This window comes from Blastococcus sp. CCUG 61487 (assembly GCF_005222955.1).
GTDB lineage: Bacteria > Actinomycetota > Actinomycetes > Mycobacteriales > Geodermatophilaceae > Blastococcus.
Map to the genome: position 1 here is coordinate 16,800 of NZ_LWUA01000113.1, position 16,466 is coordinate 33,265.

The 16,466-nt window shown below is 67.6% G+C and carries 9 protein-coding genes; 6 read left to right on the plus strand and 3 right to left on the minus strand.

Going from position 1 to position 16,466, the window contains the following annotated elements:
- The first annotated feature begins 291 nt into the window (after positions 1–291).
- From A6V29_RS07710 to A6V29_RS07735, 6 genes are all read left to right on the plus strand, one after another.
- Positions 292–3,477, plus strand: a complete 3,186-nt coding sequence (locus A6V29_RS07710; protein WP_137159765.1) for a DEAD/DEAH box helicase — start codon at positions 292–294, stop codon at positions 3,475–3,477.
- Positions 3,474–5,486: a UvrD-helicase domain-containing protein gene (locus tag A6V29_RS07715; RefSeq protein ID WP_137159766.1), complete on the plus strand. Its 2,013-nt coding sequence runs from the start codon at positions 3,474–3,476 to the stop codon at positions 5,484–5,486. Before A6V29_RS07710 ends, A6V29_RS07715 begins: the two co-directional genes overlap by 4 nt.
- A 180-nt stretch (positions 5,487–5,666) precedes the next feature.
- Positions 5,667–7,451 (plus strand): lipase family alpha/beta hydrolase, encoded by a 1,785-nt coding sequence (locus A6V29_RS07720; protein WP_170977746.1) that lies wholly within the window; start codon positions 5,667–5,669, stop codon positions 7,449–7,451.
- On the plus strand, positions 7,451–8,647 hold the full coding sequence (locus tag A6V29_RS07725; RefSeq protein ID WP_137159768.1) for a DUF6361 family protein: 1,197 nt from the start codon (positions 7,451–7,453) through the stop codon (positions 8,645–8,647). The genes A6V29_RS07720 and A6V29_RS07725 overlap by 1 nt, the downstream gene beginning before the upstream one ends.
- Positions 8,634–10,391, plus strand: coding sequence for a phospholipase D family protein (locus A6V29_RS07730; RefSeq protein ID WP_137159769.1), 1,758 nt, complete (start codon positions 8,634–8,636; stop codon positions 10,389–10,391). Before A6V29_RS07725 ends, A6V29_RS07730 begins: the two co-directional genes overlap by 14 nt.
- A complete protein-coding gene (locus A6V29_RS07735; protein ID WP_137159770.1) occupies positions 10,388–13,546 on the plus strand; it encodes a helicase-related protein in 3,159 nt (1,052 codons plus the stop codon). The genes A6V29_RS07730 and A6V29_RS07735 overlap by 4 nt, the downstream gene beginning before the upstream one ends.
- A gap of 16 nt (positions 13,547–13,562) precedes the next feature.
- On the opposite strand, the gene A6V29_RS07740 is transcribed toward A6V29_RS07735, so the two are convergent.
- The 3 genes from A6V29_RS07740 to A6V29_RS07750 form a co-directional block, all read right to left on the minus strand.
- On the minus strand, positions 13,563–14,906 hold the full coding sequence (locus tag A6V29_RS07740) for an MGMT family protein (protein WP_249933108.1): 1,344 nt from the start codon (positions 14,904–14,906) through the stop codon (positions 13,563–13,565).
- Between the two features lie 2 nt (positions 14,907–14,908).
- Entirely contained in the window at positions 14,909–15,373 is a 465-nt protein-coding gene (locus A6V29_RS07745) for a very short patch repair endonuclease (RefSeq protein ID WP_137159772.1), read from the minus strand.
- Between the two features lie 148 nt (positions 15,374–15,521).
- Positions 15,522–16,424: an HNH endonuclease gene (locus A6V29_RS07750; RefSeq protein WP_137159773.1), complete on the minus strand. Its 903-nt coding sequence runs from the start codon at positions 16,422–16,424 to the stop codon at positions 15,522–15,524.
- Positions 16,425–16,466: the final 42 nt, after the last annotated feature.

The window sequence follows — 16,466 nt, forward strand, 5'->3', positions numbered from 1 at the left end:
ACTCGGGCGAGCTGGGGCGGTGACCCACTCCTCGGAATGAGTCGCATCCGACGAGAGTGATCCGGGTCGCCTTCTGTGATTTCCTGAGCGCAGTCTGTAAACGGGGAGCGAAGAGGATTGTTCGGGTACACGGCGGAGCAGGTCAGGGCGAGTTGCGGGTACCACCCCGAAGTCGCCGACGCTGCCGCTCTCGCTGCAGCTGTTCCTGGTGTCCAAGCGCTCTTTGTCGGGCCCGCCCGGCTGGAGCACCGAGACATCTTCGGCGAGGTCCGCCAACTCGCGGACCCCGAAGTGGAACTGCCCGAAGGCGTGTACTGGTTCTCTGAACCCGCGCAGACCCGCGCCATGGTCGTGTCGCGGGGGGCGTCAGCCGGTATGAGCCAGTTCGTAGAGAACAGCACGCTCCCCGACGACCACTCCTTGCGGGACGCAGAGGCATGGATGGACCACCTCTGGGCCCTAGGAGCTGACGTCCCTGCCCCGAAATTTGCGATCAACGACGACGCAGTCGTCATCAGTACCGGCCGCGACCACCCGGTCCGAGGCCGCCGCTTCTCCGCCGGAAAGTGGATCTACGAACTCCGCGTAGATGGGCGGATGGTCAGCTTTGGCGAGGACATGCTGACCGGCCTGCACTTCAGTGACACAGTGCACGACTGGATCAAGCAGTCGCCCGATACTGCTCGTCGGCTGAGTGCGACCCTGACGAGAGAGAAGCTCGCCGGCGCCTTCACCGACACCCTCTTCTCGTTCCGGGCTACGCGCACCATCTTCCGGGCCTACCAGTTCCGCCCGGTCATCCGCATGCTCGAATCGGGCAAGTCCCGCATCCTCATCGCTGACGAGGTGGGCCTCGGAAAGACCATCGAGGCGGGCCTCGTGTGGACGGAGCTCGAGGCGCGGAAGTCCGCTGACCGGGTGCTCGTCGTCTGCCCGGCGTCGCTGGTGGCCAAGTGGCGCCGGGAGATGGAGGACAGGTTCGGATTCCAGCTCGTCGAGCTATCGGGCTCAACCGCCACGGACTTCGAGCAGCGAGCGCGGGAACAGCGGCTCCCACGCCGGTTCGCGTACGTCGTCAGCCTCGAGCGGTTCCGCATGTGGGAGTCGATGGACGAGTTGTCCAGCCTGATAGGGCCATTGAGCCTGGCCATCGTCGACGAGGCGCACAACATGCGGAACGCGAGCACGGCGTCCCACCAGGCAGGCGCGCTGCTCAGCGACTGGGCTGAAGCGCTGGTCCTGCTCACGGCGACCCCGATCAACCTGCGCAACGAGGACCTCTACAACCTCCTGGAGCTCCTTGCGCCGGGCGACTTCGGTGACGTGGGGTCGTTGGAGCTGCAACTGGCGCCCAACGTCGTCCTGAATCGCGTCGGTAGCCTCCTCACAGCGCCCGGCGCGTCCGGCGCGGCTCGGCAGCGCGCCCTGGACGAGATGCGTTCCCTTTCCATGGGACGCCCGCTCATCAGGCGGAGCGAATTCGCGTCACTGCGCGAGCTGGTCGGCCGTGACCAGTTGAGTGCACGGCAGATCGTGCAGGCACGCCGGTACCTGAACGAGCTCAACGTCCTTTCCTCGGTCTTCACCCGCACCCGACGTATGGAGGTGGATGAGAAAAAGGCAGTGCGGCAGGCCACGGACGCCCAAGTGGTGTGGACACCGGCGGAGTCCCGGTTCTACGACGAGTACGTCACGTGGTGCCGGAACCGAGCCGCGGCCGCTGGTCAGCCGGCCGGCTTCGCGATGCAAATGCCACTTCGTCTGGCCTCGGCCTGCCTTCCGGCCGCCAGAGATGCCGTCCTGCGGTGGAGCACTCCGGAGGAGGTCACCGACGAGGACTCGACCGCCGTCCCGCTAGCCACCGCGAAGCCGCCGATACTCCGACCCCACGTCGAACTGTTGAAGGCAGCGGAGGCGATCGCCGGTGTCGACAGCAAGTTCGACACTGTGGTCCCAAAGCTGCTGGAGGTCATCGACTCTGGGCGTCAAGCCCTTCTCTTCACCTTCTCTCGGCCGACGCTCGCTTACCTCGAAGCTCGCCTTCGCGACCGCTGCCGGGTCGCAGTCCTCCACGGTGGGATCGACCGCGACCGCAGGAACCAGGTCATTGCCGACTTCCGTGCTGGTCTGTACGACCTCGTGCTTGCCAACAAGGTGGCCAGCGAGGGCTTGGACTTCGAGTTCTGCTCCGTGATCGTGAACTACGACTTGCCGTGGAATCCAATGGAGGTCGAGCAGCGCATCGGACGGATCGACCGTATCGGGCAAGCGGAGGAGAGGATCTCGATCCTCAACGTGTGGTGCCGTGCCGCGCTGGACGACCGCATCAAGCAGCGACTTCTCGACCGGATCGGCGTCTTCGAGGGGAGCATCGGCGCGCTGGAACCGATCGTCACAGGTCAGCTCAAGGCACTCCAGGACGTCGTCTTCGACTTCGAATTGAGCGACGAGCAGCGGGCGGCCAAAGCGGACTACGCGCTCGCCGCGATCGAGGAGCAGCGCAGCAGTCTCGAGGATCTGGCGACGGCGACACCGTTCTTGCTCGGCGCGTCGACGGATGACGTCGCCGGTCTAGAGCGGAACCTCATCGCCTCCGGGCGGTATGTCGGCGCCGCAGAACTCCGGCACCTTCTCGAGGACTGGGCCACGCTGTGCCAGGCGCCCTCTCCGGTTGTGGTGGACGGTGGCGCGGGGCTGCGCTTCCGCGGTAACCGCGACATGGCCGACCGGCTGTACCGCCTGGTCGTCGATGAACGGCTGAGCCGCGAAGAGGCGGCTCCTTACGAGCGCGCGCTCCGGAACGAGGAGGAGCTGCACCTGGTGCTGGACCAGGAGACCGCGCGGACGAGCCAGACGATGGATCTGCTGTCGGCGCGGCACCCGCTCGTGCTGGCCGCTGCCAACGTGCCTGAACACCGTCGAGCCCGCTTTGCCGTTGTTCGGGTGACGGCTCAGGGAGAGCTGCCCCCGGGCACCTTCGTCGTCCAGCTCGCGGTGGCGCGATGGCAAGCCCCCCGCCCCGGGCAGGAGATCTGGGGGACCGCAGTCAACGCAGAGGGCCGTCTCGTGGGGGACGAGTACGTGGACGCGCTGCTCGCACGGCTGGCGGCCGGAGAGCTGGCAGAGGGGCGCCAGCCGTTGCCTCAGTCGCTCGACAGGTGCGTACACACCTTGCAGGAGCTGATGGACGACCGCATGCTGCGCGAGAACGAGCGCCGGCGAAACGAGATCTCCTCGCTGATCGAGTCCCGCCGAGTCCTGCTGGAGAATCAGCACGAGAGGGCGCGTGCGTCGATTCGGGCCCGCCGTCGGACCGCCCTTGAGCGCGGGAAGACGCGAGGTGTCCAGCTCTTCGACAGTCAGCTGGCGCGCCGCGAAGAGGCCCACCGGCAGACGATGCGCGACCTCGACAGGACCGCGGCGCCGGACGTGAGCGTCTCGCCGCTCGCCGTGTGCGTGCTCGAGGTGAGCGAGTGAGCGCTCAAGACCCGGCTGTGTTGGCCGACGAGCGGGCCCGCAACAAGCGGTACGTGCAGACGCTCACGGACAAGGCCAACCGGGCGGTACGGACAGCGAAGCCACGTGTTTCGGTACCGGTCCGGGGCAGAAAGGGTGTCCCTCAGCTCGAACGCCCGGTCCCGCAACCCTTCGTCGGGCGCATGGCGCTGGCCAAACCTCACGAACTGCTCGACACCGACGACGTCTACATCGGGCAATGGTTCGCCCGCGAGCGAGACTTCGTCGTCATCAGCTGGGCCGCGCCTGCGGCCGATGCGTTCTACGGCCATGGAGCAGACGCGGACCTGCTAGGTGACGTCCAAGTCACCCGTGCGTTCACGGCGCGCGGCGACGACATCGTGGGCTATGACGACGAACGCCGGGACTCGGGCGAAGGTGAGACCGCTTTCGACCGCAAAGTTGCTCTGGTGGTACCGCGACCGCCACAGAGAGCCGTAAGGGCGCAGAGCAACGGCGGACAACCGGCGGTGCCTGCGCCTCGGGGGGCATCCAGCTTCAAGCCACCCCAGCCGCGGAGCGCGGAACCCGAGCCCGGCGGAGCCGTGACGAGGGCGATCGCGAAGCCGAGCGGTCCCCGCCCCTCGGATGCGGCGGCCTTGAGGCACAAGAATGCGCTGCTCCGAACGCTGGCCCAACCTCGCCGGGCAGGCTTGGACCAGGTCCTCGCCACACTGCAGCCACGCCAGCACGACCTCGTCAAGTGGGATGCCGCCCGGCCGCTCGTGGTGCAAGGGCATCCTGGCGCTGGGAAGACGATCGTCGCCGTCCACCGAGCTGCCTACCTGGTCCATCCGGACCGAGAAGGCGCAGCGATCAGGGGGCAGGTGCTCCTCCTCGGCCCTACCGACAACTACGTGCAGCACACGGCGCGTGCGGTCCACGATCTGGCGCCCCGGGGCGGCGTCATCGTGCGCAGCCTCGACCAGGTGTTCAGGAGGCTGATCCCGGAGCTGGATGTTCGGGGTGGGGCTGGGGATGGCCGTCCTGAGACGTATCGGGACTTCGACCTGGGGCTGGTCGAGCTGGTCGAGTCGGCTACCGACATGGTGCGCAGGCGCGGCGCGCTCGCCGGCGTCCAGACGAGGACAGAAGCCGCCCGCGTCATCTACCAGGAGATGGTCGGTAAGGCGCTCGTTGCCCCATCGGATTGGGTCCCGTACTTGCGGTCGCTTCCCGACTGGGGCACGGCGCTTCGCACCCAGCGCCTGTGGCCGCTGCTGGCCTACTGCGCGCTTGCGTCCGGGATGCACCGCTTCGCGCCGCCAGGGCACGTCATCGTCGACGAGGCGCAAGACGTGCGACCGATCGAATGGCGGATCTTGCGCCACTTGGTGCGCGAGGAGGCCGGCTGGACCCTCGTCGGTGACATGAACCAGCGCCGCTCGGACCACAGCAGCATGTCCTGGCAGCAGAGTCTCGAGCTTCTGGAGCTCCCCACCGACACGCACGTCGAGGACTACAGGAGCGTCTTCCGTTCGACGTCGGCCATCCACCGGTTCGCGAGCTTCCTCCTACCTCGTCACGAGCGGGACCGCATGACCGTGCAGGAAGAGGGGAGCAAGCCGGTCACCTGGAGGGTTCGTCCGGCCGACGTGGCGGCGGCCGCTGTCACAGAGGGAGCCAAGCTGGCGCGAGACCACCGAGGCGGGACGGTGGCCGTGATCGGCGTGGGGGTGGGCCCCATCCGGTCGGCATTCGCGATGCAAGGCTGGCGGGCTCGCGCTGCGGGGAGCGACGAGTTCTCGGACGGGGAACTGACGGTGCGGGTGCTCGCGGCGGATGCGGCACGGGGATTGGAGTTCGACGGCGTCGTCGTGGTCGAGCCAAGCGACTTCCCGAAGAACTTGGGCCGCCACGGGCTCTTGTACACCAGCCTGACCCGAGCCAACCGCTCTCTAGCAGTGGTCCATTCGAAGGCGCTGCCCGACGAGCTGCGTCGCGCCCCGGCCGACCGGCTCGACCAGTAAGGCTCCCAGTCGGATCGTCGCCATCTGGTGCCGGTGACCTCGCGAGGCTGCCGAGCAAGCAGACGCCTCAGAAGCCTCGGACGAGGAAACGGAGCGTGGCGGTTCCTCTCTGTCGGTGGGCCGTGGCAGTCTGCGGCGGCGGTGAAGCAACTGGTGCGAAGGAGCTGTTGATTGTCTGCGGTGCTCGTATTCCTGCACGGGGTCGGCGATGGCGATCCGACCGGATCCTGGCTCAAGGCGCTGAACGACGGCCTTGTGGAGGCAGGGTACGAGCCGCTCGACAAGTCGCAGACAATTGCGCCGCGGTATAGCGACCTACTGGAGACCGACGGGATCCGTGCCTCGTTGCCGGCGCGGACGTATTCGGCAAAGGACGAGGACGCTCGCCGACGGGACTACGAACGCCGGCAAGCGCGGGTGAGTCGGCTCATCGGCCACGATCCTGACGCCTGGGCAACTGGGCTCGAGGCGGTGCCCGAGGTCGTCGTCGACGTGGTGCAGAGGACCATCGTCGACCGGCGGCTCGCCCAACTCGGCCAGGTCGATCGGTACATCGACAACGAGGGGCTTCGCGGCGCGATCCTCCGTCGCGTCCTGGAAGCGCTCCCCGCTGAGGGCGAGATCGTGATCGTCGGTCACAGCCTCGGATCGGTTGTGGCGATCGACCTGCTCGACCACCTGCCGCCGACCCTGCGGGTGCGGCGCTTGATCACTCTGGGAAGCCCGGCAGGGTCGAGCTTCATTCACAACAAGTGCGAGAGGCTCCTGAAGCGCTTCCCGTACGGCATCGTCGAGGACTGGGCCAATGTCTATGGGCGCGGAGACGTCGTGACGGCAGGGCGAGGCCTCGCCGGCACTTTCCCCGCCGCACAGGACTTCGTCGTCGCGGTCGGGCCGAGGCACTACGCGAAGGCGTACTTCGAGCACCCGTCGGTCCGCACCCTCGTCGGCGAGGCGATGCACGGGTTCCAGGACAAGAGCGTCGTGCCGGTCGAGCGCAGCGTCGAACTGCGCATCCCGGCGCCGGTCGAGCAGGCGGTCTTCTTCCTCGCGTTCGCGCACCACGTCCGCCGCAAGATCGACGACCGCAAGGTTGCCGAGCGCTACGAGCAGGCACTTTCCCTCGTGCAGGAGGACATGGCCAATCGGCTCAAGGTGATGCTGGTCAACGAGGGGAGGCCGGTTCCACCCCTCGTCGACACCTTGGGTGACGGGAAGCCGCCGCGTTCGCACCGTGACTGGGACCTGGATTCGGCGATCGATCCCCTGGTCCTCTGCGCGCTGTCCAACCTGGTGCAGCCCTACGACATCAACCCTGGCAAGGCCCCCACCGCGGCGCTTCGGGACATGGCTATCGAGGTCGGCATCCAGCCCGAAAGCGGGACGACGATCGGGAAGGCGATCCAGGAAGTCCGGGGAGTCCTCGAGGCCAGCTCCGGAGTCCCTTGGACGCGCATCGCCGTCGGTCTCGGGGGCGTCGCTCTCCTCGCGGCCGGCCCTCTGGGCATCGCCCTCGCAGCGCCCGTCGGGTTGTCGGGAGCGGCCGCGATCACCAGCGCTCTTGCCACCTTCGGGCCAGGAGGCATGGTGGGTGGAATCGCCCTGCTGGGCGGGCTGGCGTCGACAGGAGCTGCCGTCACCACTGGGGCGGTGGCCGCGGGGGCGGGTGACGCCCCCCTCGAGCAGATCGTCATCGACCTCACCGCCCGCATCTCCGCCGCCCGCGCCCGCCAGTTGCTGGATCTGTCGATCGATCCGATCCTCTGGTTCCACGTCGTCGCGCTTGAGGCAGAGCTAGCAGCCGAACTCAATCGACTCGAGCCGTTGAGCGACAGCAACTCACCACGGCTCAAGGACCTGCGCCGCAAGCGTGATGTCGTTCGTCGTGCGCTCTCATACATGACGTCGAAGAACATGCAGCCTCGGCAACTGGAGTCGGGCATAGAGGCAGAGCCGGCTGCCTGATGTCTGGACTGGCGTGGCTCGACTTCTCCGCCGAAGACCAGAGGCGCACCCGCGAGATCCTCCGCTTGTTCGAGGAGACGGAGAGCCGGGACGAACTGGGCATCGGCCAGGTGCGCGACGCCTTCTCCGACCTCCTCTTCCCCGGGACGTCGGTGCTGCTCACCCGGGCTCGGTACTTCTTGATCGTGCCCTGGTGCGCTCAACATGCCGAAAAGACCGCGCATCGGGCGAACCCGCTCACGATGGATGCCGTCGAGCGAAGTGCACTGGTGGCCCTTAAGGCGTCCGCACCGGACGAGCTGGGGATCATCGGCGCACGAGCAGGCGCGGCGGTGAAGAACCTGCCTTCTGTGATCTATGCGAATGCGTTGGAGACGTACGGCATCGCCCGCAGTCCTGTCGAGTTCGTCGCCGATGACGAGGAGCAGGGCGAACACGTCACTCGGCAAGCCCTGGGTAGCTGGGTGTCCTCCTTGCCGCCCGCGCCCGTCGGCTTCCCGAAGACCGTCGAAGGAGGGGTGCGCCTCACCCGTGAGGAGGCCGCGTGGCTGTCGGAGCAGATCGCGTCGAGCACTCCCGGCAGTTACTTCACCCACCTGCTGCAATCCAGGCTTCCTGTCGACGACGTCGACTGGCCGTGGACCCACCCGGCTCTCGCGACGGCTGCACCGCAGACGCGTGTTCTCGTCCACGACGCCGAGCTGTTCTCGCTGGCCATGCATGGCGCCGCGCTCCTCTACAACCTCCTCATCGCCGAGTGGTACGAGAAGGAGGAGCTGACCCGCGTACCGGAGCCGGTGCAGACGTACCGCGAAGCGCTCGACGTCTGGGAAGTAGAGGTGGCGTCGCACTCGCGCCGCAGTTCGTGGGACACGAGTGCGATGTGGCAGCGCGTCATCGAGCAGAACCCACGCATCACGGCGAACGTGCGAGCGCGTCGGTTCATCAGCGACTGGCTCGACGCCTTCGTCCATGAGGAGCTCCGAGAAGTGGCGGACAGCAAAGCGCTGCGTCTCTTGGTCGCTGAGCGCGAGCGTGCGGTGAAGGGAGCGCAGTCGAGACTTCGCAACGAGAAGCTCTTGCGGAATTGGGCCGGCGCGTCGGGCAGCCGACGATTGGCCTACCGATGGGGCAACGTCGCCACGCTGATCCGCGACATCCACGTAGGTCTGGGGGAGACCAGTGCTGGAGCCTGACGGTCGCACGCTGCTGCTGGATGCACTTCGGGCGCCGGACGGTTACGAACTCGACTACGCGGTTGCCACGACGTTCACGCTGCACCTCGACACCGCTCTGTCCGTGCCCCTCTCGTTCCTGCCGCGCCGGCTGGCCGAGTCGGGCGACCCGATCGCGCTCATGGAAGCAGTCCGTTCCGCAGCCGATCGGCTCGACGTCTTCCACCAGGCTGGCATGGTGTCGATGCCGCCGTCGCGGTCGCCGATCTTCTCCTTCCTCGAGCCGGTCCTCCACGCCGTACGCCGCCCAAAGGCCGGCCACCTCTTTCATCCGAAGCTGTGGTTGCTCCGCTACACCGCGCCGGAGAGCGATGACGTCCACATGCGGCTCCTCGTCCCCAGCCGCAATCTCACGGCGGATCGGAGCTGGGACCTCTGCCTGCAGCTCGACGGCTGGATCGGTAACCAGCCGAACGCCCGGAACAAGCCGCTCGTAGACCTGATCCGCGTCCTTCCCGGGATGAGCCTGACGGCGCTGCCACGGGAGCGCGCCACTCGACTGGAGGGACTCACCGACGACCTCCGCCGCACCCAGTGGGAATTCCCGGAGAACGTCGACGAGGTGTCCTTCGACGTCCTGGGGCTCGGGAAGCGGCTTCCGGACGACTTCTTCGTGGGCGACAACCACGTCGTCATCTCGCCGTTCTGCACGGAGGCGGGCCTCGCGACCGTCTCAGGTGGTCGCCGGGCCACCCTGATCAGCCGGCAGGAAACCTTGGATGCCCTTCCGTCAGGCACGCTCGCCGAGCACAAGGCGTTCGTGCTCGACCCGCTCACCAGCGAGGTGGTGGACCGAGGCGAAGATGCGGGGCCGACGGCCACGGGACTCAGCGGCTTGCACGCCAAGTGCTACGTCCTCACCTACAACCGGAGGGCGTGGATCCGCGTGGGATCGCCCAACGCGACGGAGGCGGCCTTCGGCGGCAACGTCGAGCTACTGGTCTCTCTGGTCGGCTCGGCCGCCAAGCTCGGCGTCGCCGGGTTGACGGCTGAGGACGGCGGTCTGCGAAGCATCCTCAGTGAGTACTCGCCACAACCGGCAGTCGAGGAGGATGACGTCGGGAAGCGACTCGACCACCTGCTCATCGACCTGGCGTCGCAACCCTTCACCGCCACGGTGGAGAACGAAGGTGAGCGGTACCGAGTCGTCCTCGATGGGCCGGTCGTCGTCGCCGCACCGCAGGGCACGCGCATCACCGTCGGACTAGTGACGGTTCCGCAGCTCACCGCCGACGTCCCGGCCGGGGAAGCCGTCCGAGCCACCTTCCGCCCGCTCAGCATCGACGACATCTGCGCCTTCGTGGTGATCACCGCAACCGCGGGCGATGTCACGGCGACCGCCGTCGTCCTGGCCGACTTGATCGGCGCTCCCGCCGACCGCCTCGACGAGATCGTCGCCCGGCAGGTGGACTCCCCGGAGAAGTTCCTACACTTCCTCGCCCTGCTGCTGGGGATGGGACAGCCCGCCTGGGCACTGGCTTCCGGTCAAGGCGCTGGTGCCCAACAGCGGCCCGGCTCGACGTTCGAGGCGCCGGGCCTCCTGGAGCTGCTCATGCGCGCCCTCGTCGAGCACCCCGAGCGGCTCGACGACCTCGCGCGCCTGGTCGAGAGGCTCCAGCAAGGGGCCGGAGCCACGGTCCTGCCGCCGGGCTTCAGCGAGGTCTGGACCGTGGTCGACGCCGTCCGCAGGGAGATCGCCGCGTGACACGCTTCGACGCCGCCCCGGTGCTGGCCGGGCTGAAGGACTTCCAGCGCGCCACCGTGGAGCACGTCACCCGGAGGTTCTTCGTTGATCCCTCGCCGACGCGGCGGTTCCTGGTCGCGGACGAGACAGGCCTCGGCAAGAGCGTGGTGGCTCGCGGGGTCATCGCCAAGACGTTGGAACACCTTCAGGACGACGACTCGGTCGATCGGATCGACATCGTCTACATCTGCTCCAACGCCGACATCGCGCGGCAGAACCTGGCCCGCTTGGAGGTCACGGGGAGCCGAGCCACTCAGATGTCGACCCGGCTCACGATGCTCGCTCGGCATTCCGCGACGTTGAAGGCCACGGCACCTGACGCACTCGACAAGCCGGTGAACCTGGTGGCATTCACCCCCGGCACCAGCTTCGAGAGCGGTTGGCGCACCGGGCAGGCGGAGGAACGGGCATTGATCTTCCTCCTGCTGGAGCAGGAGTGGGGCCTGTCCGGCTGGGGGCGACGCAGCGCTCTGCGCGCGCTCCAGGCGACCACGCGGTCGTTCCACCGCTTCCAGGACGTCGTCTCCTGGGTGCGCGCTTCACTAAAGGGCGACCTCGATCCTGTGATCGCAGCATCCTTCGCCGAAGCGCTGAGAGTGACGGGGGTGGAGGAGCGCGCACGGCGGCTCTTCGACGACATCGGTCGCAGGGAGCAGTTACCCCACGATCTCAAGGAAAGGTCGACGAAGCTGATCGGGGAGTTGCGCAGCGCGCTAGCGAAGGCCTCGATCGATTCGCTGCAGCCCGACCTAGTCATCCTCGACGAGTTCCAGCGCTTCCGGAATCTGCTCTCCGTCGAAGACGGCGGAGAAAGCGCCGAGCTGGCCCGCGAGCTCTTCGACCACGGCCAGTCCAAGGTCCTTCTCCTGTCCGCGACGCCGTACAAGCCCTTCACCCTCGACCAGGAGACGATCACGGCGGGGGAGAGCCACCACAAAGACTTCCTGGAGACCCTGCGGTTCCTGAACGGTGATCCGGACTGGCTCAAGACAGTGCAGGACGCTTTGACGGCTTACCGCGGCGCACTGACCCGCGGTCGCTCGGCCGCCGATGCGGCGGCACGTGTCCGCGAGCTGCTGACCACCGTCATGACTCGGGCCGAGCGCCCTCGGCTACGCGCCGGCGAAATGGTGCAGGAGCGACGTCTGGACATCACCCACCTGCAGACCGACGACGTCCGCGGGTATCTTCGGCTCCGCGAGCTCGCCTCAGCGGTCGATGCCAACGCCACGCTCGAGTACTGGAAGTCAGCGCCGTACTTCGTCAACTTCACCGATGGTTACCAGCTCGGAGAGAAGCTGAAGAAGGCGCTGGGCGACGGCGGGGCACATGACCTGCGCACGCTAGTGGCGCGGACGCAGCACATCGACGCGACAGCACTCGCCAGGTTCGGCGAGATCGACATGGGCAATCCCCGGCTCCGGCAGTTGGCCGAGGAGACGGTGGGGCAGGGCTGGTGGCAGCTGCTCTGGCTGCCACCGTCGATGCCGTACTTCCAGCTGGGGGCGCCGTTCGTCGAGCACGCCGGAATCACGAAGCGGCTGGTCTTCTCTTCATGGTCCGCCACGCCCACCGCCATTGCTGGGCTGCTGAGCTACGAGGCCGAGCGCCGGCTCGTCGACGGTCGGCTCCGCGAGAACTCGGCCCCTGCCCGCGCAGCGGTGGCAAGCCGTCTCGACTACCGCGTCGATGGCGAACGTCCCGCCGCGATGAGTGCGCTCGCCTTGTTCTGGCCGCACCCTGCGTTTGCCGAGCTGGGCGACCCGCTCGCTGTCGCGCGGAGCCGTCCTGACGAGACGCTCCGACGCGAAGACGTCGAGGAGAACGTCCACGAACGGCTCGTGAGCCGCGCCCCCGACCACCTTGCTCAGTCGAGCGACCGGGAATCAGCGGCCTGGACGACCGTCTTCGGTTGGCCGGGCGCCGTTCCCGACATGTCTCGAGACGACATGCTCGGGGCGCTGGCCGGGGGAGCGGAGGCTCAGGACGACGTCGACCGCCCGGCCGCCGAGGGCCACACCGGCTTGGCGGCGCATCTTGACCTCGCTCTCGCCACGGCAGTCGGGACGATGACACCGCGTTTGCCGCGCGGGGATGCCCTCCACGACATCGTGCGGATCGCCGTCCATTCCCCAGGCAATATCGCCTGGCGGGCGGTGTCACGGATCCTGCGGGATGGGGACGCCATCAACCCGCGCGAGCACTGGCGCGCAGCGGCGCACCTCGCTGCCCACCTCCGAGGGCTGTTCAACCGGCTGGAGACGACCCTCCTCCTCGACCGCGGCGGGGACGACCACGCCTACTGGCGCCTCGTCCTCGACTACTGTGCCGCCGGCAATCTGCAGGCGGTGCTCGACGAATACCTCCACCACTTGCGGAGCTCCGTCTCGGATGTGCCGCTGAGCGGTCAGGGCCTCATGGCCCTCGTGGACGACGTGGTGCGAGCGGTCGGCCTCCGACCGGCTTCCTACGCGCCTTACTACCCGTTGGACGAGGACGGTCCCCGCCTACGCAGCCGGTTTGCGCTTCGCTACGGCTCACCCCGTGGTGTTGCCACAGACGCCGCCGAGGGGGTCCAGATCCGACAGCAAGATGTCCGGACGGCGTTCAACAGCCCGTTCTGGCCATTCGTGCTGACGACCACTTCGGCCGGTCAGGAGGGCATCGACTTCCACTGGTGGTGCTCGGCGATCGTCCACTGGAACACGCCGGCGAACCCGGTGGACTTCGAACAGCGGGAGGGGCGTGTGCACCGCTTCGGCGGCCACGCTGTCCGTCGGAACGTCGCCGCCGCCCATCGGGCAGACGCCCTGCGCGCTGAGGATGCCGACCTGTGGAAGGCGGCCTACGACGCCGCCGATGCCGCGACGAAGGACCAGGGCGACTTCGTGCCGTACTGGGTCTACGGCGGGGAGGCGAAGATCGAGCGTCACGTCTACCCGTACGCACTGAGTCTCGACGGTCCGCGGTACGAGCGGCTCAAGCGCGACCTCGCGATGTACCGGTTGGCGTTCGGTCAACCGCGGCAGGAGGACCTGTTGAAGCTCCTCGACCGCAGGACCAACGAGGAGATCGACCGCGCCGACGTCATCGATCTGCAGCCGCCGATCTATTGACGGACGCCCGCGATGGCTATACAGCGCCCGCCAGGCGCCGGAGATCATCGGCACGAAGCCGCTGAGCGGGGTCGGCCGCGCCGTTGGTGAAACGGACGCCCTCCTCTGCCAGCACCTCCTCGACCGACTTCGTGAAGCCCGGGTCCGACCAGTTGAAGCCGGGGGAGGGGCGGCCCGTGCTGGCCAGAACGCGGTAGGCGTTCGTGCACTCCGGGCACTTCATCACGTGATTGCCGAGAGGTTGGGCGGCGGTGCCCACCAGCTGAGCCAGGTCGCCATAGGTCGTCCAGCGGCCAGCTGGCACGGCGTCCAGCAGCCGGTGCAGGTAAGACCAGTCCTTACGGCCCGAGCCTCCGTCGGCCAGTTCAGCCAGGTCAGCGCCGGCAGAGGTGACCCACCAAGCAGGACCCCGAACGGCCGCATCAACCCCTGCGGCCTCGAGAAGGATGTGCTTGGCCAGCGTTGTCGGGCGCCATGGCTGCCCATCAGCCGCCCACACCAGAGGCGATACCGGATCGTTGCGCCATGTCGCGCGTCCGCGGGCGGGGTCCTCTGCCACCCAATCGGCGATGGCAGCCCGAGTCTGGGCGGTGGTCCCGTGGGTGGGTTGCAGTGTCAAAGCTTCGCCGTTCGAGAGCAGCTCGGCTTCGACGAGTCGTCGCACCGCGTTGGCTGCCCGGTTCCGCTCAGCCGCCTTCTCCGTGGCGACCCGCGCCTCGGCGCGAGCGGGGGCGAGGGTGAACTCCTCGACCTCGGCCGTGGGGTAAACCTTGGTGAATCCGGCCACCAGTCGGTTGTCGACCCGCCACACCGTCACCGAGACCAGCGAGATGTCGACCCCCATCTCCGATAACCACACCGCCGTGTGGGTCACCTGCCGGGGGAACGAACCCGCGATCAGGACGAGGCGTGGCCGACGGAGGACGTCAGGGTCCAGCTCGCCGCCGACATGCTCGGCGATGCGGTCCGCCGCCTCGGAGGTGGTCATCGGATCGCCGCGACGGGTGCGGTACTGCGCATGCGCCTCGGCCAACGTCTCCAGCGTGAACCGGGATACGAGCGCCGCATAGGTGATGGCTTGCAGGTGGACGTCCCCGCCCGAGTCGTCTCTTTTCAGCTCGGCGACAACGAGCCGGCCGGCGGCGTCCAAACCCAGCACGTCGAGCCGGTCGCGTGTGCGAGTGCCGTCGTGGCCCGACCACCGGTCGAACTCCGACGTCACGATGAGCACGTCATCGCCGAGCACCTGCGGCTGGTCGAGCACCCATTCCTGCAGATGGGCCCGTTCATGGAGGCCCATCTCGGTCAGAGAATGCGTCGCGGCGGGGCGCGCGGTGCTGCCGGCGACCTCGAAGAGCATCGTCACGCCTCCATGCTGGGGCAAACGTGGACCCGCCCGGAAGCTGACGGGGCCTTCCGCGTGTCCCGCTCTCCCCTGGAGGCGGGCCCTTCCTTGCCTGTGCCCTCGAGGGCAGCGACGACCTTGCTGACGACGGCGTGGGGATTCTCGTGCTCCCAGACCCGCAGGACGGTCCACCCAAGCCCGGCCAGCTGCTCGTTGACCGCCGCATCGCGAGCCTTGTTCATGGCGATCTTCCGGGTCCACCAGCCGGCATTGGCCTTCGGGAGGTGGGCATGCTCGGGACAGCCATGCCAGAAGCACCCGTCGATGTAGATCGCGAAACGCGCCCCCACGAACGCGATGTCGATCGTCCTGCGTCGCTGGCCGGGCACCCGGAAGCAAACGCGGTAGCGCAAGCCTCGCGCGTAGAGCAGCCTTCTGACCGCCATCTCGGGCTTGTTGTTGCGTCGACGCAGCTTGCTCATGCGACGGGCAACCGCCGAGCTTCTGGCGCCGGGATGCGGTCCGGGGTCCACGCTCGTTGGGACATCTCTGGTCACGACCGAGCTCATGGGCGGAGACGTACCAGCCACCGCTGACGCTTCGCCGTCCGCGGACCCTGCCGTCTAGAGATCACCCAGCTGCGAGGAATTCGTCGTACCGCTGATCAAGACGGTCGGCGTCGGGACGCGCCGCGCGGTGGCTTGGCACGGTCAGCCGCACGCCGTGCATCGCCTGGATGCCGTGCTTGAGCATCGGCCCATCGATTTCGGTAAGCACGTCGCGTCGCACCTGGACGATGAGATCCGGACGTACCCCGATGATGTTCCGGTCGTACGCCGCATGATGGATCTTGCAAAGGCTTAGCCCGTTAGGCACCACGGGCAGGCCGCCCTCGTCTGAGTCCCTGACGATGTGCGCAGCGTCGAGCAGGTCCGTGTGCTGCAGGCGGCACATGGCGCACTGCTTCTCGTATGCCTGCAGCACCCGGGCGCGGAAAACTGGCTGGTGCAGCCGTGCGCGGACGAGGCGCTCCAGGTATGACCTTCGATCTGGGGTCAACGAGGCCACCAGATCAGGGTCGACGAGCCTTTGACCCTCATCGACGGCTATGAGGAATGCAAGCTCCTCGCGCTGCTCGGCTACCACGTAGACGGGGAACTGGGCTTGGTAGACACCTTTGGCCACGCCGATGAAGTACGCCAGCGGTCGCTCGTCCTGCATCGCGGTACGGAGGGCACGGTTGTCGGAGTGGTTCGGGTCAGTACCGCGGTAGGCGTACTTCACCAAGCCGCCCGGCGCGATGGCGTCCTCATACGGAGGTAGCTGGCTCGGAGGCGTGTAAGTGGTCCGGATCGTGAGGGCCGCCTCCAAGGCCGCGGGCTTCCAGATGCCCGGTTGGACGACAAGCTTCATCGGTTGGCCGGCGACGCTGAACTGGTTGATCTCGGCGGAGGTCACACCCTCGGGATGGAGCGCGCTGACTCGTTCCAGGTGGACGAACATCGCTGCCCGAACCTGCGCGTCGTCCAGCATGTCGCTCCTCGATTCAAAGATCCCGGCCACGCCCGTACGGAT

Bases quoted from the DNA above. Each gene is read 5' to 3' on its own strand.
- A6V29_RS07740 (WP_249933108.1), bottom strand. From the start codon at position 14,906: ATGCTCTTCGAGGTCGCCGGCAGCACCGCGCGCCCCGCCGCGACGCAT.
- A6V29_RS07750 (WP_137159773.1), bottom strand. From the start codon at position 16,424: ATGCTGGACGACGCGCAGGTTCGGGCAGCGATGTTCGTCCACCTGGAA.
- A6V29_RS07725 (WP_137159768.1), top strand. From the start codon at position 7,451: ATGTCTGGACTGGCGTGGCTCGACTTCTCCGCCGAAGACCAGAGGCGC.
- A6V29_RS07745 (WP_137159772.1), bottom strand. From the start codon at position 15,373: ATGAGCAAGCTGCGTCGACGCAACAACAAGCCCGAGATGGCGGTCAGA.